This window comes from Pseudoxanthomonas sp. 97-1-1, from assembly GCF_057773125.1.
The window spans coordinates 604,643-626,626 of record NZ_JBYMTJ010000002.1; the positions used below are offsets into that span (position 1 = coordinate 604,643).

The window sequence follows — 21,984 nt, forward strand, 5'->3', positions numbered from 1 at the left end:
GCATTGTAGCCGACCGCCGCGATGCGGCCTTGATCGTGCTCAATCCGCGCGCTCCGGGTCGGGCATCGGACCGCCACGCCGATGGAAGCAGAGTTGCTCCACCATGCGACGCATGGGGCGCGCGGTCAGCAGCAGGTTCACCGGGGCATCGAACTGCGCGTGGTCGAAGGCCCATCGCAGCATGCGCTTGAAGGCGAAGGCGGGTACGGCAGGCGTGGCGGGGGGCATGGGCATGGCATCGTCCTGCAGCCGATGGGCGAGCATGCGCCCGATCGTCGCACCGTGCCGCAGGCCCGCGTGTATGCCACCGGCCGAAAGCGGGGACACCATGCCGGCCGCGTCGCCCGCCAGCAGCACGCCATCGCGCTGCCAGGGCTGCACGGGGCCGCCGCAGGGGATCAATCCAGCGCGAATGCTGTCCGGTCGACGTCCGCCCGGCAGTCCCGTCATCGGAGCGACATGCCGCAGGAAGCCTTCGATGTCGGGCGGTGAGCGCGTGCCGGCATGGTGCCGCACGGCGAGTCCGGCCTGTACGCCGGTGGGCGTCTGCGCCACCCAACCCAGGTAGCCAGGCGCGAACCGTTTGCTGAGGAAGCAGTGCAGGGCATCGGGTTCGCGCAGGGCGACACCATCGAATTCGTGTTCGACGCCGTAAAGGAACTGGCGTGCGCGACCCAGCCCCATGCGTTCTGCGACCCGTGAACGCGCGCCATCCGCGCCGACAAGAAAGCGCGCGTGTCCGATACCCGGCACGTGCCACCCACGGGCGGTCCGCACGGCATCGCGGAAGGCCCGTCCCAGCCGCAGGTCGATGCCGGCAGCCCGCGCTTGTTCGCCCATCCAGCGCATCAGGGCGGGCGTGTCGGTGGTGTAGAACCGGTAGTCTTTCGCGCCAAGCCGCACGCTGCGCAAGTTCGGTGCGTACAGCCGGATGTGCGGTACGGCGCGCACCAGCGCCGCTGGCAGGCCGTCGAGCAGGGGGGATTCGCAGGCCTCCTTCACCAGGACGCCTGTCGTATGCAGGCGTTCGCCGAGATCGTGCTTGCGATCGATCACGCACACACGGAAGCCGCCGGAGGCCAGCTCGCGCGCGCACGCAAGGCCGGCGAATCCCGCCCCCACCACGATCACGTCATAGCGGTTGTCCTGCATGGTGGGGCAAGCGCTCCGTCATCGGTCTGGAGGCGCAGCGTGCAGACCGAGCAGGGAGTGACGATGAAGTCGCGATGAAGTCGTCTGGTCGCGAACCGGCAACCGGAAAAGAAGAAGGCGCCGAGGGCGCCTTCTCCGTGTTGCTTCAACCGTGGCCGCCGCCGCCGCGGGGACCGCGCTGCCCGCCACCACCGGGCCGGCCACCGGGCCCACGCCCGCCGGCCGGGCGACCACCGGGGCGCGGACCCGCCTGCTGCGGACGGTTGCCACCGCCACCGGGACGTCCCTGCGGACGCGGACCGCGCGGCTGCTGGCCGTAGGGACTGAACCCTGGATTGGCGTGATCGGAGGGGAAGCTAGGTGCGCTGGCGGGGTGGCCGTACGGGCGCGCTGCGCGCTGCGGCTTGCCCGCACCTTGCGCACCGCGCGGACCACGTTCGGCACCCGGGCCGGCGCGGTCACTGCCGAAGCGGTCGCCACCGAAGCCACCGGGACCACCGCCCGGGCCGCGCTTGCCCATGCCGCCACCCGGCTTGCCACCGGCACCCGGACGACCGCCCGGCTTGCCGCCGTAAGGCTTCTTCGGGCCACCGGGGCCGGCGTTGCGGTGTCCGGCCGGGCCGGTATCCACGCCGTCCGGCACGTACCAGCTGCGGAACGCCGCCGGATTGCCGTCCGGCAACGGCTTGGGGCCCTTCTGCGTACGCTGCTTGAACGGCCGTTGCGACTGCTTCGCGGCTTGCTCGCCACTGACGGTCAGCCCGCCATGCGGCTTCTTGCCGCGACCACCGCGGCCACGGTCTTCACGGACATGATCGAAGCGGCGCAGTTCGCGGCCTTCGTCGGCGCTGTTGTGGCCGTTGACGTAGGCGCTGCCGCTGCGTCCCCCGCCCACGTGCACGGTGGACTTGGATGCCTTGCGCTGGCCGATGACAGGCTGCAGCGTCAGCGCGGCGGGCGTGCCGTCTTCAAGGCCCAGTTCCTTGCGCAACGCCAGCACCTGCGCGTCGGGCAGTTCCTGCGACTGGCCGCGCAGCAACGGCTGCGGCAGGCTGACCTTGCCGTAGCGCACGCGCTTCAGGCGGCTGACCTGGCAGCCCTGCGATTCCCACAGGCGGCGCACTTCGCGGTTGCGGCCTTCCTTGACCACCACGCTGAACCAGTCGTGCGAGTCGGTGCCACCGATCCGCTCGATGCTGTCGAACTTGGCCGGGCCGTCTTCCAGCGCCACGCCGCGGCGCAGGCGATCGACGACGTTGTCAGGCACGCTCTCCTGGCCTTCCGGCGCACGCACGCGTACCACGTACTCGCGTTCGACTTCGTAGGACGGATGCATCATCGCGTTGGCGAGTTCGCCATCGGTGGTCAGCAGCAGCAGGCCGGTGGTGTTGATGTCCAGGCGGCCGATGGCGATCCAGCGCGCGCCCTTCAGGGCCGGCAGCGCTTCGAAGATCGTCGGGCGGCCTTCGGGGTCTTCGCGGGTGGTCACTTCGCCTTCCGGCTTGTTGTAGATCAGTACGCGGGAAGGCTCGGTCAGCGCGCTGGCAACGAAAGTCTTGCCGTCGAGCTCGATGCGGTCGCCGCCCTTGACCGACATGCCGGTCTGCGCGATTTCGCCGTTGACCTTGACCAGGCCGTCGGCGATGCGCTGTTCCAGCGCACGGCGCGAACCCAGGCCGGCCTGCGCCAGTACCTTGTGCAGTCGCTCTTCAAGGCGTTGGGTGTCGGGGGTTTCGGCGCCTTCGCCGCGCTTCAGCGACAGCTTGCCGAGGGAGGGTTTTTTCGGGGTGTTGCTCATTGTTTCTGCTCCGACGGTGCCTGGTGTTCCTCGTCGGAAACTGCGGCGTCGTCATCTTGGGGTTGAGGTTCATCGCTGGAAGCGTGTGCGGCGTCATGGCCGGCTTCCGTCGGGGTGTCGTCATTGGCGGCATCGTCCTGCGACGCGTCCGCGTGGTCCTGCGTATCGGTATCCGTTCCGTCGTCCCTGTCGCCTGCGTCGTCGTCCGACGGCGTGGCCTGCTGGTGTTCGTCCTGTGCCTCATCCACGGCATCGCCGCTTGCGATGCTGACCGGCAGCGGCGCGCCGTCCAGCGGCAGTTGCGGCTCCAGTTCGCCGATGTCCTTGAGTTCGGACAGGGGCGGCAGTTCGTCCAGGCGCTTCAGGCCGAAATAATCGAGGAAGCCCTTGGTGGTGCCGAACAGCGCCGGTTTGCCCGGCACGTCGCGGTGGCCCACCACGCGGATCCATTCACGCTCTTCCAGGGCCTGGATGATGTTGCTGCTCACCGCGACGCCACGGACCTGCTCGATCTCGCCACGCGTGATCGGCTGGCGGTAGGCGATCAACGCCAGGGTTTCCAGCGTGGCGCGGGTGTACTTGGTCTTGCGTTCCGTCCACAGCCGGGCGACCCAGGCATGCACGTCGGCCTTGACCTGGTAGCGGTAGCCGGAGGCGACTTCGACCAGTTCCACGCCGCGGTCGGCGCAGGCGTCGGCAAGCTGTTGCAGTGCCTGCTCGACACTGCCTTCCGGTGCCGGCTCGTCCTCGGGGAACAGGCCGTGCAGCTGCGCGAGTGTCAGCGGCTGGGTCGCCGCCAGCAGGGCGGCTTCCACGATGCGGTTGATGAGCGATTGATCCATGCGGTCCTGTCGTTCGGGCATGCGGCGCGGGCGGGTCGGCCCGGCTGCGTCAGGGGGTGTCGTTGGCAGCGTCGCTGTCGTCGAACTCGCTGTTGAACTGCAGCGGTTCGTTGGTGTTGTTCAGCGCCAGCGACTTGATGTAGATCGGTGCCAGCGGGGCTTCCTGCACGATGTCCAGCAACTGTTCCTTGGCCAGTTCCAGCATGGCCAGGAACGTCACCAGCACGCCCAGCTTGCCTTCCTCCGGCGTGAACATGCTTTCGAAGCGGTGGAACTTGCCGTCCTCCAGCCGCGTCAGCACATCGCCCATGCGCTGGCGCACGCTGAGCGCCTCGCGCTTGATCGCGTGGCCGCTGAACAGCTCGGCGCGCTTGAGCACATCGTGCAGCGCCAGCAGCATTTCCTTCAGTTCCACCGGCGGCGGCAGCCTGACCGCCGCCCGGTCCGGAACGTCCGCGCTGACCGGCGTGGTGTCGCGGTCCTGGCGTGGCAGGGCGTCCAGGTCCTCGGCCGCCTGCTTGAAGCGTTCGTACTCCTGCAGGCGACGCACCAGCTCGGCGCGCGGATCGCCTTCCTCGCCATCCTCGCTCACCGGCCGGGGCAACAGCATGCGGGACTTGATCTCGGCCAGGATGGCCGCCATCAGCAGGTACTCGGCGGCCAGTTCGAACCGCAGCTCCTGCATCACATTGATGTAGTCCACGTACTGCCGGGTGATCTCGGCGACGGGGATGTCCAGGATGTCCAGGTTCTGCCGGCGGATCAGGTACAGCAGCAGGTCCAGCGGCCCCTCGAACGCGTCCAGGATGACTTCCAGCGCATCCGGCGGGATGTACAGGTCCTGCGGGATCTGCAGTACCGGCTGGCCATGCACCATCGCCAGCGGCATTTCCTGCTGCTGCGGATGCGTGGACGGGGATTGTGGGTTCGCGTCGGACGCGAGTTCTGGGCTCATCAAGAAACAGTCATCGTGCTAACCACCGATCCATCCTGCACGCGGCAGGGCCGGCTTGGTGCCGTCATTCCGCAAACCAACATCATGCGTCGCAGGGCGAACGCTTCCCTTGAAGCAACCAGCAAAGCACACCGCAGGACGCGGCGGTGGACAGCGAGAGGTCGTCGGGCGCGGGCGGGTATCGGCAGCGAATCGAACGTCCCGGTGGTCCCCGTGCCGGGGATCGGGGAGGGCGGCGTGGCCGGGTCTTCCCCTGGACGGGCCGCTGCTTCCGGCCGTGCAATGAACGACAGGGTAAGGCTTGGCCGGGAGCGTGTCCAGCACCCGCCCAGAGGAGGGCACGTACAATTCAGGCCCAGCCCCAGGAGTGAACAGCATGTGGTATGCCATTGAAGGGCATGACGCCCCCGACGCCCTTCCCAAGCGCCTGGCTTCGCGGCCTGCGCACCTGGCCCGCCTGACCGCGTTGCGCGACGAGGGTCGCCTGCTGCTGGCGGGCCCGTGTCCGGCCATTGATGCGGAGGATCCGGGTCCGGCCGGCTTCAGCGGCAGTATCGTGATCGCCGAGTTCGACTCGCTGGAAGACGCCCGCGCCTGGGCCGATGCCGATCCCTACGCAACCGCCGGCGTGTATGCGCGCACGGACGTCCGGCCCTTCCGCAAGGTCCTGCCGTGAACCGGATCGAGCGCATCCGGGCAGCCCTCGAGTCCACCCTGCAGCCGGTGTCGCTGGATGTTCTGGACGACAGCCACAAGCACGCGGGCCATGAGGGGGCCCGTGATGGGCGAGGGCACTTCACGGTTCGCATCACCAGCGCCGCCTTCGCCGGCAAGCCCCCGCTGGCCCGCCATCGTGCCGTCTACGCCGCCCTGGGCGAGATGATGCAGACCGATATCCACGCCTTGGCCATCGACGCGCGGACACCCGACGAGGCCCGCTGAGCACCGCCGGCCTTTCCGGCGCTGCCGCATGCAGTCGCCACTGAAAGCGTTTACATTCGCGCCCTTCGCTATGCCGGGAGGGCGCCATGAAGCATCACAATCCCCGAATCCCCCACGCACTGCTGGCCGGACTGGTGGCTACCCTGCTGGCCGGGACCGCCGCCGCCAGGCCGCCGGTCTACGCGACGCCGGCCGAAAAAACGTTCGTTGACGCCCTGCTGGCGAAGATGACGGTGGAGGAGAAGCTCGGCCAGCTGAACCAGCCGCCCGGCGTGGGCAACAACACGGGGCCGGCCGCGATGGCGGGCAGCGAGGACCAGATCCGTCGTGGCGAGATCGGCTCCTACCTCGGCACCCAGGGCGCGGTGCTGACCTGCCGCCTGCAGCGCATCGCCGTGGAGCAGTCGCGGCTCGGCATCCCCCTGCTGTTCGGGTACGACGTCATCCACGGACATCGCACGGTATTCCCGGTGCCGCTGGGCGAATCGGCGAGTTTCGACCCGGCCGAAGTGCAGCGCGCTGCCCGCGTCGCGGCGATCGAGGCGTCGGCGCACGGCATCCACTGGACCTACGCTCCGATGGTCGACATTTCGCGCGATCCACGCTGGGGCCGCGTCGTGGAAGGCGCTGGCGAAGACCCGTACCTGGGCTCCGTGCTGGCTGCGGCACGGGTGCGGGGCTTCCAGGGCGAAGACCTGCGCGCACCGGATGCGGTGCTCGCCACCGCCAAGCATTTCGTCGCCTACGGTGCAGCGGAGGCGGGACGCGACTACAACGTCGCCGACATCTCCGAGCGCACGCTGCACGAACTCTACCTGCCGCCGTTCAAGGCTGCCGTCGATGCGGGCGCGCAATCGATCATGGCCGCGTTCAACGAGATCGCCGGCGTGCCGATGCACGCGCACCAGCCGCTGATCGAGGATCTGCTGCGCAAGCAATGGGGCTGGGACGGCCTGCTGGTCAGCGACTACACCGGCGTGATGGAACTCATGCCGCATGGCGTGGCCGCCGACCGCGAACAGGCCGGCATCCTCGGCCTGCGCGCGGGCGTGGATGTCGACATGGTCAGCCAGATCTACGTGAAGGATCTTCCGGCAGCGGTGAAAGCGGGGCGTATCCCGATGGCGCAGCTGGATGCATCGGTGCGTCGCGTGCTCAACGCGAAGTATCGCCTCGGCCTGTTCGATGATCCCTATCGCTCCTGCACCGACGACGGCGCCCGTGAGCGCGCGCTGACCCTGACGCCGCAGCACCGTGCCGACGCACGCCGGATGGCGCAGAAGTCGCTGGTGCTGCTGGAGAACGACAACCAGGTGCTGCCGCTCTCCAAGTCGGTGCGAACGCTGGCGGTGATCGGGCCGCTGGCCGACCATCGCCGCGCCATGCTGGGCAACTGGGCGGTGGCGGGTCGCGAGGAAGATGCGATCACGCCGCTCGAAGGCTTGAAGGCCGCGCTCGGCGACAGGACGCGCCTTGTCGTGGCGAAGGGTGCCGACATCGACAGCCAGGACACCCGTGGTATCGCCGATGCGGTCGCCGCCGCGAAACAGGCCGACGCGGTGGTGATGTTCCTCGGCGAACACCCGGACATGAGCGCGGAGGCGAACAACCGCACCTCGCTGGACCTGCCGGGCGTGCAGGAGCATCTCGCGCTTGCGGTCGCGGCCACCGGCAAGCCCGTGGTGGTCGTGCTGTTGAATGGCCGGCCGCTGTCGATCGGCGGGCTGAAAGGCAAGGTACCGGCGATCCTGGAGGCGTGGTTCCCGGGCATCGAGGGCGGGCACGCGATCGCCGACGTGCTGTTCGGCGACGTGAATCCCTCCGCGAAATTGCCGATCACCTTCCCGCACAACGTGGGCCAGGTGCCGATCTACTACGCACACAAGAACACTGGCCGCCCGCCCCGCACGGAAGAGAAGTACACCAGCAAGTACCTCGACGTCCCGTGGACGCCTTTGTACGCCTTCGGCCACGGCCTGAGCTACACCACGTTCCGCTATGACGTACCGGTCGTGTCATCGGCGACGCTGAAGCCGGATGCCCTGGAGCAGCAGGTCAGCGTGCGCGTCACCAATACCGGCAAGCGCGCAGGCGACGAAGTGGTGCAGCTCTACGTGCGCGACGACGTGGCCAGCATCACCCGGCCGGTGAAGCAGTTGCGCGGGTTCCAGCGCGTGTCGCTGCAGCCGGGTGAATCGAAGACCGTGACGTTCACGCTCGGCTTCGATGACCTGGCCATGTACGACGCGCGCATGCGGCAGGTGGTGGAGCCTGGAACATTCACCGTATTCGTCGGCGGAAGCTCCGACCGCACGCAACAGACCGCCTTTCGCGTTGCCGGACCATGACGCCGGCCGTGAACCTCATGCCGGGCATTTGCCTGGCGTGAGGGGCGGTGCGACGTAGCCCGGCGGATCCACGTCGCCGATGTCGCCCCGCAGTTGCACGATGCGTTGCTTCAACGCCGCGATCCGGTCGGCGTGCTCCGGCCGGCCGATGAGATTGACCCGCTCGTCGGGATCGTTGGACAGGTCGTACAGTGCCCATTCTTCGGGCTGCTCCCAGAAGTGGATCAGCTTCCAGCGTTCGGTTCGTACGCCCCGATGCTTGCGCGCGCAATGCACTGCCGGGTACTCGTACCATTCGTAGAGGAAGTCCTCGCGCCAGTCGGTCCTGCTTTCTTCCAGCAGGGGTTTCCAACTGCGTCCCTGCATCCAGTCCGGGGGTGCCACGCCCGCGAGTTCCAGCAGGGTGGGTGCCACGTCGATGTTCAACACCATGTGGTCGTCCACCCGGCCTGGCTTGATGCGCTTCGGCCAGCGCATCAGCGTCGGCACGCGGATGGAGGGCTCGAGCATCAGGCGCTTGTCGTAGAAGCCATGTTCGCCCATGAACATGCCGTTGTCCGAGGTGTAGACCACGATGGTGTTGTCGGCAAGGCCGTTCTGGTCGAGGTAGTCCAGCACGCGGCCCACGTTCTCATCCACGCCCAGCAGGACCTGGTAGTAGTTGCGGATGTAGGCCTGCAGCACGGCGCGCAGGCGTTCCTCTTCGGGAAGATTCGGGTCCACCTGCGCCTTGCGGCGTTCCTTGTCGCGGAAGAAGTCGCCCATGTGGGCGATCTCCTGCGTGGTCTTCGAGAAGGCTTCCGGCGCGCCCTCGGGCTGCGGCAGTCCGAAACCGGGCGGCAGAGGAATGTCTACATCCTTGAACGCATCGTAGAAACGCGGGTCGGGTTCCCATGGGCCATGCGGCGCCTTGAACTGGTAGCACAGGCAGAAGGGTCGGTCCTTCGGTCGTTGTTGCAGATAGGCGATGGCCTGGTCGCCGATCACGTCGTCGGTATGGCCGCGGAAGCGAATGGACGCATCGTTGACGATGAACTGCGGATCGAAATAGCTGCCCTGGCCTCGCAGGATGGCCCAGTGGTCGAAGCCGGTGGGCATCGACTTGATATGCCATTTGCCGACGATTGCCGTGTGGTAGCCAGCCCGCTGCAGCAGTATCGGGTAGGTGATCTGGTCGTGGCGCAAACCCATCTGCTCGTACCAGCCCGGTTCCTCGCCGTTGCTGGTCACGCCATGCGTGTGTGCGTACAGACCGGTGAGATAGCTGGCGCGGCTGGGCGCGCAGACCGAGGTGGTGACGAAGGACTGGTCGAAACGGATGCCTTCGTTGCCGATGCGATCCATGTTCGGTGTCTTGAGGATCGTGTTGCCATAGATGCTCAGCGCATTCCGTGCCTGGTCGTCGGTCATGATGAAGATGATGTTCGGCGCATCCCGCTGCGGTGTCGCGGCACGCGAGTCGCGCGGCTTGGCCGCCAACGCCTGCAGCAAAGCCAGGCTCGATGCACCTCCACCCAGCAGTTGCAGGGCGCGGCGACGATTGATCCCATTCATGGCGGCCTCCGGTTTCTGTTCGTTTCGCGGACACCGTAACGCAGGATGGAAACGATTTCAGGCTGTGCATGCCATGCTCGCAGAGCATGGGTGTGTCGCCGCTTTTGCGCTGCAATGCAGCATCTTCCGGGCGTGTTGAAAGCCAAGCTATCTCTTTGATTCAAAAGTTTTTTTAAGGCTTCATAACAAGTGCTTTACACGTTTCCGTGAAAACGGTTACAGTCCGCGCCACCAACAGCAGTCATCACCGCGGAGGGGCGGGGAATGGCGCGAACCTCGGTCACTATCAAGGACGTCGCACGTGAGGCTCGGGTATCCGTGGCCACCGTGTCGCGTGCCTTGAACGGGCACGAGAACGTGGCCGAATCCGTGCGCCAGCAGGTCCTGGCCACGGCTGATCGCCTGCGCTACCAGCCGCATGCCGCCGCGCGCAGCCTCAGCAGCCGCCGCACCCAGACCATCGGCGTGGTGCTGCCCGACCTGTATGGCGAGTTCTTCTCCGAACTGATCCGTGGCGTCGACCAGATCGCCCGCGCGCGCCGCCAGCACCTGCTGGTGTCCAGCTATCACGGCCACCCGGAAGAGCAGGGCGAAGCCCTGCGTGCGATGCGCGGCCGCGTGGACGGACTGCTGGTGCTGTCTCCCTACACCGACCAGCCGGGTTTCCTGGTGGACAACCTGCCGTCGTCGTTGCCTGTCGTGCTCATCAACAGCGACGTGCAGGACGCGACATATCCCACGCTGACCATCGACAACTACAGCGCCGCCGTGGCGATGGTGGAACACCTGGCACAGGCTGGTCACGCCAGGATCGCGTTCATCGGCGGCCCGGAAGGCAACTTCGACGCGCGCGAACGCCTGCGGGGGTATCGCGATGCATTGGCGCGTTTCGTGCCGGATGCGTCGCCCTTGGAGTTCCGCGGTGATTTCAGTGAATCCACCGGCTATGAGGCCGGCAAGCGCATCGCGCAGATGGCCGAGAAGCCGCAAGCCGTGTTCGCGGCCAACGACATGATGGCGCTGGGTTGCCTGTATGCCTTCAACGAGGCCGGCGTGCGTGTACCGCAGGACGTCGCGCTGGCGGGCTTCGACGACATCCCGCTGGCGCGATTCGTTCACCCGACCTTGACCACGATGCGCGTCAGTATTGCCGAGTTGGGTGGTCAGGCCATGAGCCGCCTGCTGGATGCCATCGACTCGGATGGCGCGCGCGTGGCGCCATCGGCGATGTTGACCCCCGAATTGATCGTCAGGGCTTCGAGTGTGGGAGAGGGCCGCCACGCGAAAAGATAGGCAATGTTCGACCGCTTTTTTTTGAGCGGAGATGTAATCGATTACAAGCGGCACCAATGCCGATATGCAGTACATCAATCTTTGGAGGGAGAGCCAATGAAACATCGCAACCGCACCACGTTCCAACCCAATCGCAAGTTGTTGTCCTGCGCCCTGGCCAGCTGCCTGGCCATGGCAGCACCGCACGTGATGGCGCAGTCCACGTCGGCCACGCTGCGTGGTGCTGTGACGGCGGACTCGACCATCACCGTCACCAACGTGGATACCGGCCTGACCCGTACTGCGAAGGCGGCGAACGGCAGCTACAACATCGGCGGCCTGCCGCCGGGCACGTACCGGATCGAGGTCAACGCCGGTGGACAGACCAGCAGCCGTGCGGTGACCCTGGCCGTTGGCCAGACCGCCACGCTGAACCTGCAGGACGCACCGCCGGTCTCCGCACCGACGGGTGACGCGACCACGCTGGATACCGTGCGCGTGACCGCGCCGATGCTGGTGGAAACCAAGACGTCGGAAGTGGCGACGTACGTGTCGAACAAGCAGATCGAACTGCTGCCGCAGAACTCGCGCAACTTCCTGGCGTTCGCCGATATCGTGCCGGGCATGGCGCTGCAGACGCCGGTCAATGGTCAGGAGACCCAGATCCGCAGCGGTGCGCAGGGCGCGAATGCCATCAACGTGTACATCGACGGCGTTGGCCAAAAGAACTATGTCACGCCCGGCGGCGTTACGAGCCAGGACGACAGCGAAGGCAATCCGTTCCCGCAGTCCGCGATCGGCGAATACAAGGTCATCACCTCGAACTACAAGGCAGAGTACGACCAGATCAGCAGTGCAGCCATCACGGCCGTCACCAAGTCCGGTACCAATGAATTCGAGGGCAGCTTCTTCGTCGATCGCACGTCGGAGGCCTGGACACAGTCCACGCCGCAGGAGCTGCGGGATGGCGAGAACGAGGAGAAGGTGGAGCAGTACGGCATCACGTTTGGCGGCCCGATCCTGCGCGACAAGCTGCACTTCTTCGTGTCGTACGAAGCGAAGGACATCGTACGCCCGGCTCCGATCCTGCCGCCGACGGAGGTACTGAACAACAACGTGGTCCTGCCGTCCGAGATCACCCAGTACTACGGACCTGCGAGCCGGCCGTTCAACCAGGACGTCTATTTCGGCAAGCTGAGCCTGCAGGCCAGTGATGCGCACCTGATCGAGCTGATCGGACGGGTCCGCAAGGAAACCGGTGTGTTGGGCATTGGCGGCGTCAACGTTCCGAGTGCCGGCACGGCGCTCAACAACGATGAAACCCGCGTTGACCTGCGTTGGCAGTACTCCTCGCAGGATTGGCTGGCCGACAGCCACCTGACGTTCGAGGAGGCGGCCTACAATCCGAGTCCGGTCAACCCGATCAACTCGGCCCGCTACACCATCGTCAATCCGCAGAACCCGAACCAGCGCGATTTGCAGGTCCTGAATCTCGGCGGCGGCCCGAACTTCCAGGACAAGGGTCAGAAGGGCGTCGGTATCCAGAGCGATGTGACGTTCTATGGTTGGGAAAATCACACCATCAAGATGGGCGTGAAGTACAAGCAGGTGGATCTGAAGGCCTTCCAGCAATTCCCGCCATTCCCGCGCTACTGGTATGACGTCAACGAGAGCCTGACCCAGCCGTGGCGCATCGAATTCACCGCGCCGCGCACCGGCCGCGACCCCTTCGTAAGCTCGGAGAACAAGCAGTTCGGCATCTACATCCAGGACGACTGGCAGGTCAACGAGAAGCTGACGCTGAACCTCGGCATCCGCTGGGATTACGAACAGAATCCGGCCTACACCGACAATCGCCTCGACCCGGCTATCGAGGCCGCGCTGCGTGGTTGGACGAACATCCAGAACACCGACTACAACATCGACAACTACATCCCCGGTCCGGGCAAGCGCGACAACTTCAAGGACGCCATCCAGCCGCGCCTTGGCTTCTCGTACGACCTGACCGGTGACCAGCGTCATGTGATTTTCGGCGGTGCCGGGCGCGCCTATGACCGCACGCTGTTCGACTACCTGGCGCGTGAGTACTACGCGGGTGCCTTCACCACCTACACGATCAACTTCCCCACCGCGTTCCATCCCTGCTCGGGCACCAACTGCATACCGTTCAATCCGGCGCTGATGACCGACGCTGGACTCGATGCCTATCGTGCGGCGAACCCTGTGGCGGGCGGCGAGATCCAACTGGTCAACAACGACTTCAAGACGCCGTACTCCGACCAGTTCAGCCTGGGCATGCGCAACGCGGTGACGCTGTGGGGGCACGACTGGAACACGGCGGTGACCCTGCAGCACATCCGCGCGCGTGATGGTTTCTATGGCCGCCTCGGAAGCCGTCGCCCGGATGGCAGCTTCCATCAGTTCCAGTCGCAGGGACAGACGTTTGGCGGTTCGCCGTTCATCGCAGTGCCTGGCTACGGCAACCTGATCCTGTTGGACAATGGGTTCTCTTTCAACCAGAACTCGCTGCTGCTGTCGGCGGACAAGCCGTTCACGCAGGCATCGCCGTGGGGCGTCAACATCGCCTACACGTACATGGATGCGGAGGAGAATCGTCCGGAAGCCTCGCTCGGCGAGACGTTCCTGTTCGATTATCCGTACGTCACGGATGATTACTACGTGTCCGTCGGCGTGCCGAAGCATCGCCTGGTCCTTTCCGGCATTTATTCGCCGGGCTGGGATCTGACCTTCAGTGGCAAGTTGATTTTGGAGACGCCGAAGCCGAAATCCGCCGTGAATCGACTCAATTCACCGGCTGACGGCACGTGCCAGCCCATCACCGGAGCTGCGAACTGCGGTGACCTGCGTGCGTTCTATGCGCCCGTCACACCGGAGGGCACGATTGGGTACAAGCGCTTCGATCTGGCGGTGCAGAAGCGCTGGAATCCCAGCGAAGACCTGTCAGTCTGGGTGCGTGGCGACATGATCAATGTCTTCAACTGGGAGAACTGGAACCAGTTCAACACCAACTGGGGCTCGCCGGGTGGTCCGCAGAACCCGAACCTCGGCACGCGTAGCGGCATCGAAGTGTACGAACCCATGCGCACATTCAAGCTGTCTTTCGGCTTCGACTGGTAATACTCACCCGCCCTCAGGCGGCGCCTCGTGCGCCGTCTGACCGGCGGGTTTGTTTCATGTGGTCCTGTAAACGATTACAACGGAACGACGTTTTGAAGAAGATCACCCAAGCCTCGCGTTCGTCCTGGTTCACCGGCGTAGCGCTGACTCTGTTGATCGCGGGCTGCCAGAAGGCACCCGAGCAGGTTGCGGCGCCTGTCGCCAAGCCTGCCGCGCCTGCGGTCGCCGCCAAGCCCGAGCCACCCGCGAAGCCGGAACTGCCCCCGCTGTTCCGCGACATCGAACGCCGCACGTTCCAGTTCTTCTGGGACACCACCAACGAAGTGAACGGTCTCACGCCGGACCGCTATCCATCGCGTCCGTTCGCGAGCATCGCGTCGATGGGTTACGCGCTGACCGCGTATCCGATCGGCATCGAGAATGGCTGGGTGAGCCGTACCCAGGCAGTGGACCGCACGCTGACCACCCTGAAGTTCCTGCGCGACGTGCCGCAAGGTCCGCAGAAGGAAGGCAAAGGTGGCCACAAGGGCTTCTACTACCACTTCCTCGACATGCAGAATGGCCACCGCTTCGACAGCTGGGTCGAGCTGTCCAGCGTGGACACGTCGCTGCTGTTGATGGGCGTGCTGTTCGCGCAGTCGTACTACGACCGGGACGACGCGCGCGAGAAGGAGATCCGCGACATCGCCGACATGCTGTACCGGCGCGTGGACTGGCCGTTCCTGCAGAAGAACAAGCCGCTCATCTCGATGGGCTGGTTCCCCGAAAGCGGCATCATCCCGCATGACTGGAAGGGCTACAACGAAGCCATGCTGGTGTACGTACTGGCGATGGCGTCGCCCACGCACCCGGTGGGACCCGAGGCGTGGGAAGTGTGGACGCGCAGCTATGGTGAGCTGTGGGGCGTGTTCCAGGGCCAGGAGTACCTGACGTTCGCACCGCATTTCGGCCACCAGTACAGCCATGTCTGGATCGACTTCCGCGGCATCCAGGATGCCTACATGCGCGAGCGCGGCATGGACTACTTCGAGAACAGCCGGCGCGCCACGTACGCACAGCGCGCGTATGCGATCGAAAACCCAATGAAGTGGAAGGACTACGGCGAGAACGTGTGGGGCCTGACCGCGTCCGACGGTCCGCAGCAGACCACGCAGGAGTATCGCGGCGAACAGCGCCAGTTCCGCCACTACTCCGCACGCGGGGCCGGCTTCCGTGAAAACTTCGACGACGGCACCATCGCGCCGACCGCTGCCGTGGCCTCGCTGCCGTTCGCACCGGAGATCGTCATCCCGGCCACCGAGGAAATGCACCGTCGCTACGGCGACTACCTGTATTCGAGCTACGGCTTCCTGGATTCGTTCAATCCGAGCTTCGACTACGACATCCCGCTGAAGACCGGACGCATCGTGCCGGGCAAGGGCTGGGTCTCCAGCGACTACATCGGCATCGACCAGGGTCCGATCCTGGCGATGATCGCGAACTACCGCAGCGATTTCGTCTGGAGCGTGATGAAGAAGAACCCCTACATCCGCGAGGGCTTGCGGAAGGCGGGGTTCCAGGGCGGCTGGCTGGAGGCGAAGACCGACAAGGCGGTTGCCGCCGCCACCACAGAACCGGCAGCGCCGGCGGATCCCGACGCTGCGGCCGCACGTGCGCTGGGCTCGGCGGAGTCGCGTGCCAACCAGGCCGCACAGCCTGAGGCGGCGCGTCCGCAGCAGCCAGAGTAAGCTGCGCACATGGATGAGCGTGCGCCAGCATGGGTCTCTCCAGCACGCATCAGGGTCTTCTCCGGTGGAAGGAGGGCCCTGGTGCGCTGCTGTTCTCTGGCGTTCCTGCTGTTCGCGATGACCGTCGCCGGCTGCGCGGACACGCGGGACGAGCGCACGGTGGTGCGCTTCTGGGTGATGGGGTACGAGGGCGAGGTGGTGGCGAAGCTGCTGCCGGAGTTCGAACGCCAGCACCCCGATGTCCATGTCGACCTGCAGATCGTGCCCTGGCTGTCCGCTCATGAAAAGCTGCTGACGGCTTTCGCGGGCGAATCGCTGCCGGATGTCAGCCCGATCGGTAACACCTGGATACCCGAATTCGCCGCGCTCGGTGCACTGGAGCCGCTGGACGACGAGATCGCCGCGACACCGGGTTTCGATCAGGGCGATTTCTTCCCCGGTGTCTGGGATACCGGCGTGATCGAAGGCCGCGCGTACGCAGTGCCGTGGTATGTGGAGACGCGCCTGCCGTTCTATCGGCGCGACATGCTGGCCAAGGCCGGCGTGGAGACCTTGCCGGCGAGCTGGGATGAGTGGCGCGTGGCGCTGCGGCAGGTGGAGCAGGTCGCGGGGCAGGGTAACTACTCGATCCTGCTGCCGCTCAACGAATTCGAGCCGCTGCTCAGCCTCGCCATCCAGCAGCCCGAACCGCTGCTGCGCGATGGCGGCCGTTACGGCAACTTCCGCAGCGAGGGCTTCCGCCAGGCGCTCGGTTTCTACCAAGAGATGTTCGAACAGGGATGGGCGCCGATCGTCACCAACAACCAGATCTCCAATGTCTGGGACGAGTTCGGCAAGGGGTTCTATTCGTTCTACATCTCGGGCCCCTGGAACATCGCCAAGTTCAAGGAGCGTCTGCCTGCCGCGCAGCAGGACGACTGGATGACGATGCCGCTGCCGGGTCCCGAAGGTCCCGGTGCCTCGCTGGCCAATGGCACCAGCTTCGTCGTGTTCAAGGATTCGCCGAACAAGGCGGCGGCGTGGAAGCTGATCGCATGGTTGTCGTCGCCGTCGGTGCAGGCGGAATTCCATGCGCTGACCGGAGATCTGCCGCCGCGTCGCTCCCCGTGGCAGACACCGGCGCTTGCGGGTGATCCGTATGCCCGTGCATTCCGCGAGCAGCTGGAACGTGCCGTCTCCACTCCCAAGGTGCCGGAGTGGGAGCGCATCGCCACCGAGATGCGGCTGGTCGGCGAGCAGGTGGCGAACGGCCGCATGACCGTGGACCAGGCGGCCGAGGAACTGGACCGCCGCGCCGACCGCATCCTCGAGAAGCGTCGCTGGATGCTGGATCAGGCCGCGAAGTCCGGAGCGGCACCATGAGGTCGTCGCATTCGCTTGCGGGCTGGCTGTTCGTCGCTCCCGCCATCATCGTGATCGTGGTGTTCTTCGGTCTGCCGGTGCTGGCCGCGCTCGCGCTCAGCCTGACCGATTTCGACATCTATGCATTGGCCGATCTCGACAACCTGCGCTTCGTCGGCGTGGACAACTATGTCGGCCTGCTGCAGAACCCGCTGTTCTGGAAGTCGCTCGGCAATACGGTGTACTTCGTCGCCGCAGGCGTGCCGTTGTCGGTGGCGCTGTCGCTCGGTGCCGCGCTGCTGCTGCATTCGAAGCTTGGCCGCTTCAAGGGCTTCTTCCGTACCGCCTTCTTTGCGCCGGTGGTCACGACCGTGGTCGCCGTCGCGGTGATCTGGCGCTACCTGTTCCACACCCGATACGGGCTGGTGAACTGGGTCCTGTCCTGGGTGGGCATCGATCCGGTCGACTGGCTGGGCGATCCGGCGTGGGCCATGCCGACGATCATCCTGTTCGCGGTCTGGAAGAACTTCGGCTACAACATGATCATCTTCCTCGCCGGCCTGCAGAGCATTCCGGAAGACCTGTACGAAGCCGCACGCATCGATGGCGCCTCGCGCTGGGCGCAGTTCCGCCACATCACCCTGCCGCAGCTGGGCCCGGTGTTGCTGCTGGTCGGCATCCTGACCATGGCCGGCTACTTCCAGCTGTTCGCCGAACCCTACGTGATGACGCAGGGTGGCCCGCTGGAGAGCACCAAGAGCGTGCTGTACCTGATGTATGACGAAGGCTTCAAGTGGTGGAACCTGGGCAACGCGTCCGCCGTGGCATTCCTGCTGTTCGTGCTGATGACGGCGGTCACCAGCGGGCTGCTGTGGTTCGCACGCAGGCGGGGTGTCGAATGAACACGCGCGTCGCCGCCGTGGCCGTCAATGCGCTGCTGGTCGCGCTGGCCATCGTCAGCCTCGGCCCGCTGCTGTGGATGCTGTCGGTGTCGTTCATGCAGACCGGCGAGGCGGGGCATTTCCCGCCGCCGTTGCTGCCGGCGGCCCCCACGCTCGACAACTATCGCGAACTGTTCGTGCGCGCGGGCATGGGGCGTTACCTGGTCAACAGCTTCATCGTCTCCACCTGCGTGATGCTGCTGTCGCTGCTGTTCAACACCATGGCCGGCTACGCCTTCGCCAAGTTGCGCTTCAAGGGGCGCGACCGCACGTTCCGCGCGCTGCTCGCGGCGCTGGTCATCCCGGCGCAGGTGGCGATGATGCCGCTGTTCCTGCTGTTGAAGCAGATGGGGCTGGTGAACACCTATGCCGGCGCCATCGTGCCGGGCATGGCGGCGATCTTCGGCATTTTCCTGGTGCGGCAGTACGCGCGCTCGATCCCGGACGAACTGCTCGAGGCCGCACGCATCGATGGCGCCGGCGAGGCCCGCATCTTCTTCCAGATCGTGCTGCCGGGCCTCAAGCCGATCCTCGTGACGCTGGCCATCTTCAGTTTCCTGGGCGCCTGGAACGATTTCATGTGGCCGCTGATCGTGCTGAGCGATGACGCACTGCAGACCCTGCCGGTGGCACTGGCAGGACTTTCACGCGAGCACGTGATGGATTACGAACTGATGATGGCGGGCTCGGTCGTCACCATCCTGCCCGTGCTGCTGCTGTTCCTCGCATTGCAGCGCTACTACATCCAGGGCTTGTTGCTGGGCAGCGTGAAAGGCTGAGCCTGTCGCCTTGCAGCCCCTTGTCGGAGACGAAAACATGATGTCGACCCATTTCCGCGCTGCGGCCGGTTTCCTGCTGCTTTCCTTGGTCGCGTTCAGTGCCGCAGCTGCCGAACCGGTGCGCGTGCTGGACGGTTTCGACGACGTCGCGACCTGGCGGGTGGTCACGTCGAACCAGGTGAGTGCCGCCGTTCGGCTCGTCGATGGCGTGGAAGGCAAGGCGCTCTGCCTGGACTACGATTTCAATGGCGTGTCCGGGCATGCGGGCATCCAGCGCGACCTGCCGCTGGACTACCCGGCGAACTACCGGTTCGGCTTCCAGTTGCGCGGCGATTCCCCACGCAACGACCTGCAGTTCAAGGTCATCGACGCGAGTGGCGACAACGTCTGGTGGGTCAACCGGCCGAAGTACGACTACCCGACGACCTGGACACCGGTGCGCTACAAGCAGCGCCACATCGACAAGGCGTGGGGACCGGACCCCGACCGCGTGCTGCGTCGGAGCGCGAAGCTTGAGTTCACGGTCTACAACAATGCAGGCGGCAAGGGCGCGATCTGCTTCGACCAGCTGACATTCCAACCCTTGCCGGTGGATGACGGTGCCCCACTGACAGGCAAGGCAAGCGCCACCGTGGCGTTTCCTGCAGGGACGCCGACGATGGCCGTGGACGGCAGGCGGGAGACGGCGTGGTCGGCCGATCTGCATGGCGACACGGATCCCCAGCTGACGCTGGACCTGGGCAAGGTACGCGAGTTCGGGGGCCTGGTACTGCGCTGGAAATCCGGGCAGCACGCTTCGGACTATCTGGTGCAACTGTCCGACGATGGCATGCGCTGGCGTGACGTCCGCACGGTGGTGGGCGGCAATGGTGGCAACGACTATCTGGCGCTGCCGGAATCGGAGGCGCGCTATGTGCGCGTCAATATCGGCGATGGTCCTGGACGCTCGTTCTCGCTGGCCGAGCTGGAGGTGAAGCCGCTGGCGTTCGCCGCGCACCCCAACGACCTGATCAAGGCGATGGCGGCCGAATCGCCGAAGGGCTGGTTCCCGCGCGGATTCAGCGGCGAGCAGCCGTACTGGACCATCGTGGGCCTGGATGGCGGGCGCGAGCAGGGATTGATCGGTGAGGACGGGGCGATCGAGATCGCGAAGGGCGGCATCAGCGTCGAGCCGTTCGTGCAGGTCGATGGCCGCTGGATCGGCTGGGCGGACGTGCAGGCGACCCAGTCGCTGCAGGATGGCTATCTGCCGATGCCGACCGTCGCCTGGAAGCATGCCGCCTTCGCGCTTTCCACCACGGCTTTTGCCGCAGGCAGACCCGGCGACTCGCGCGTCGTCGCCCGCCATCGCCTGACCAACACGGGTGTCGCCCCGCGCGACTATGTGCTGGCATTGGCCGTACAGCCTTGGCAGGTGAATCCCCCCAGCCAGTTCCTCAACACGACGGGCGGCTTCACCTCCGTCAACGCGCTGGTGCTGCGTGACGGCGTGGCCACCGTCAATGGGCGCGACAGCGTGCGGTTCGCGCAGCCGGACGCGGTGCTGGCCTCCCGGTTCGATGAAGGGCTGGTTCGCGAGCGGCTTGACGTCGTCAATGCCGGGGGCGAACAGGGCAGCGCGCACGTGACGGGCGACGCGACCGGCCTCGCGTCGGGCGCGATGCTGTACCGGTTCACCCTGGCGCCGGGCGAGAGCCGCGACATCGACTGGGTCGCGCCGCTGGAAGGCGATCTGCCGACGCGTATCGATGCCACGCGCGACCGCGATGCGACGGCCGCCATGTGGCGCGGCAAGCTCGGTGAAATGAAGCTGCAGGTGCCCATGGAAGGACAGCCCGTCGCCGACACCCTGCGCACCGCACTGGCCCACATGCTGATCTCGCGCATCGGGCCGCGCCTCCAGCCGGGTACGCGCTCCTACTCGCGCAGCTGGATCCGCGACGGCGCGATGATCTCGGAAGGGCTGTTGCGCCTCGGTCGTCCGGAAGTGGTGAAGGAGTACGTCGAGTACTACGCGCCGTACCAGTTCGAGAACGGCAAGGTGCCGTGTTGCGTCGACGACCGCGGCAGCGACCCCGTGCCGGAGAACGACAGCCATGGCGAGCTGATCTTCAACATCGCCGAGTACTACCGCTATACCGGCGACAAGGCCTTCCTGCGCAGGATGTGGCCGCACGTGCAGGGCGCGTTCGCCTACATGGAGGAGCTGCGCCTGAGCGAGCGCACCGAGGCCAACCGCGCGGTGAATGCGGCGTTCTACGGCATGATGCCTGCCTCGATCAGCCACGAAGGCTACTCGGCCAAGCCGATGCACTCGTACTGGGACAACTTCTGGGCGTTGCGGGGTTACAAGGATGCCGTCGAGGTCGCCGATGCGCTGGGCGAAACCGCAGCGTCCGAGCGCATGGCGGCGTCGCGCGACCAGTTCCGCGATGACCTGTACGCGTCGCTGCGCGCGGCGACGCGCCTGCACGGCATCACGTACCTGCCGGGTGCGGCGGAGATCGGCGATTTCGACCCCACCTCGACCACCATCGCGCTGGCACCGGGCGGGGAACAGGGCAAGCTGCCGGCCGACCTGCTGCACGGGACGTTCGAGCGCTACTGGACCGAGTTCGTGCAGCGCCGCGATGGCAAGCGCGAGTGGAAGGATTACACGCCCTACGAATGGCGCAACGTGGCGGCCTTCGTCAGACTGGGCTGGCGCGACCGTGCCTGGGACGTGCTGGACTACTTCTTCAAGGATCGCGCACCGCAATCCTGGAACCAGTGGGCGGAGGTGGTGTCGCGCACGCCGCGCAAACCGTTCTTCGTCGGTGACCTGCCGCATGCGTGGGTGGCGTCGGATTTCGTGCGCTCGGCGCTGGACATGTTCGCCTACACGCGTGAACTGGATGACAGCATCGTACTGGCGTCAGGCGTTCCCTCCCGTTGGCTGGATGGCGAGGGCATCGCCATCGATGGCCTGCGGACACCGAGTGGCGTGCTGGGCTACTCGCTGCGTCACGCTGGGAACGAGGTCGTGCTGGAAGCGAAGGCCGGGCTGAGATTGCCGGCGGGCGGACTGGTGCTGCCGTGGCCCTACGGAACGACGCCGGGCGAGACCCGCATCAACGGCAAGCCGGCGCAGTGGAAGGATGGTGAACTGCGCATCACCTCGCTGCCCGCCCGCGTGGTGGTGAAGATGCCCTGACC

At 65.9% G+C, this 21,984-nt stretch carries 14 protein-coding genes and 1 pseudogene; 10 read left to right on the forward strand and 5 right to left on the reverse strand.

The window, feature by feature from the left end; all coding sequences use genetic code 11:
- Window positions 1–39: 39 nt before the first annotated feature.
- The 4 genes and pseudogenes from AC3DET_RS10110 to AC3DET_RS10125 all read right to left on the reverse strand — a co-directional run bounded on the left by AC3DET_RS10110 (window position 40) and on the right by AC3DET_RS10125 (window position 4,747).
- On the reverse strand, window positions 40–1,152 hold the full coding sequence (locus AC3DET_RS10110) for an NAD(P)/FAD-dependent oxidoreductase (RefSeq protein ID WP_488391510.1): 1,113 nt from the start codon (window positions 1,150–1,152) through the stop codon (window positions 40–42).
- Window positions 1,153–1,297: 145 nt separating this feature from the next.
- Complete coding sequence (locus tag AC3DET_RS10115; protein WP_488391511.1) at window positions 1,298–2,950, reverse strand: pseudouridine synthase; 1,653 nt, start codon at window positions 2,948–2,950, stop codon at window positions 1,298–1,300.
- 8 nt (window positions 2,951–2,958) lie between these two features.
- Window positions 2,959–3,792 (reverse strand): annotated as a pseudogene (gene scpB, locus AC3DET_RS10120) (SMC-Scp complex subunit ScpB); the annotation flags it as partial.
- A 49-nt stretch (window positions 3,793–3,841) separates the two neighbouring features.
- Complete coding sequence (locus AC3DET_RS10125; protein WP_337732180.1) at window positions 3,842–4,747, reverse strand: segregation and condensation protein A; 906 nt, start codon at window positions 4,745–4,747, stop codon at window positions 3,842–3,844.
- A gap of 376 nt (window positions 4,748–5,123) precedes the next feature.
- On the opposite strand from AC3DET_RS10125, the gene AC3DET_RS10130 reads away from it, so the two are divergent.
- From AC3DET_RS10130 to bglX, 3 genes are all read left to right on the forward strand, one after another.
- Window positions 5,124–5,423, forward strand: a complete 300-nt coding sequence (locus AC3DET_RS10130) for a YciI family protein (RefSeq protein ID WP_142125003.1) — start codon at window positions 5,124–5,126, stop codon at window positions 5,421–5,423.
- Entirely contained in the window at window positions 5,420–5,689 is a 270-nt protein-coding gene (locus AC3DET_RS10135) for a BolA family protein (protein WP_488391512.1), read from the forward strand. Before AC3DET_RS10130 ends, AC3DET_RS10135 begins: the two co-directional genes overlap by 4 nt.
- Window positions 5,690–5,916: 227 nt before the next feature.
- Window positions 5,917–8,037, forward strand: a complete 2,121-nt coding sequence (bglX, locus tag AC3DET_RS10140; protein ID WP_488391727.1) for a beta-glucosidase BglX — start codon at window positions 5,917–5,919, stop codon at window positions 8,035–8,037.
- A 15-nt stretch (window positions 8,038–8,052) separates the two neighbouring features.
- On the opposite strand, the gene AC3DET_RS10145 is transcribed toward bglX, so the two are convergent.
- Window positions 8,053–9,591 (reverse strand): sulfatase family protein, encoded by a 1,539-nt coding sequence (locus tag AC3DET_RS10145; protein ID WP_488391513.1) that lies wholly within the window; start codon window positions 9,589–9,591, stop codon window positions 8,053–8,055.
- A gap of 264 nt (window positions 9,592–9,855) precedes the next feature.
- On the opposite strand from AC3DET_RS10145, the gene AC3DET_RS10150 reads away from it, so the two are divergent.
- From AC3DET_RS10150 to AC3DET_RS10180, 7 genes are all read left to right on the forward strand, one after another.
- Window positions 9,856–10,884: a LacI family DNA-binding transcriptional regulator gene (locus AC3DET_RS10150; protein ID WP_337732178.1), complete on the forward strand. Its 1,029-nt coding sequence runs from the start codon at window positions 9,856–9,858 to the stop codon at window positions 10,882–10,884.
- Window positions 10,885–10,980: 96 nt separating this feature from the next.
- Window positions 10,981–14,001 (forward strand): TonB-dependent receptor, encoded by a 3,021-nt coding sequence (locus AC3DET_RS10155; protein WP_488391514.1) that lies wholly within the window; start codon window positions 10,981–10,983, stop codon window positions 13,999–14,001.
- A 56-nt stretch (window positions 14,002–14,057) separates the two neighbouring features.
- The gene (locus AC3DET_RS10160; RefSeq protein WP_488391515.1) at window positions 14,058–15,728 is read left to right on the forward strand and encodes a glucoamylase family protein; all 1,671 of its coding nucleotides are present in this window, start codon (window positions 14,058–14,060) and stop codon (window positions 15,726–15,728) included.
- Between the two features lie 117 nt (window positions 15,729–15,845).
- Window positions 15,846–17,090 (forward strand): sugar ABC transporter substrate-binding protein, encoded by a 1,245-nt coding sequence (locus tag AC3DET_RS10165; RefSeq protein WP_488391728.1) that lies wholly within the window; start codon window positions 15,846–15,848, stop codon window positions 17,088–17,090.
- A complete protein-coding gene (locus AC3DET_RS10170) occupies window positions 17,087–17,971 on the forward strand; it encodes a carbohydrate ABC transporter permease (protein WP_488391516.1) in 885 nt (294 codons plus the stop codon). Before AC3DET_RS10165 ends, AC3DET_RS10170 begins: the two co-directional genes overlap by 4 nt.
- The gene (locus tag AC3DET_RS10175) at window positions 17,968–18,789 is read left to right on the forward strand and encodes a carbohydrate ABC transporter permease (protein ID WP_192202735.1); all 822 of its coding nucleotides are present in this window, start codon (window positions 17,968–17,970) and stop codon (window positions 18,787–18,789) included. The genes AC3DET_RS10170 and AC3DET_RS10175 overlap by 4 nt, the downstream gene beginning before the upstream one ends.
- Window positions 18,790–18,826: 37 nt before the next feature.
- The gene (locus AC3DET_RS10180) at window positions 18,827–21,982 is read left to right on the forward strand and encodes a discoidin domain-containing protein (protein ID WP_488391517.1); all 3,156 of its coding nucleotides are present in this window, start codon (window positions 18,827–18,829) and stop codon (window positions 21,980–21,982) included.
- Window positions 21,983–21,984 lie beyond the last annotated feature (2 nt).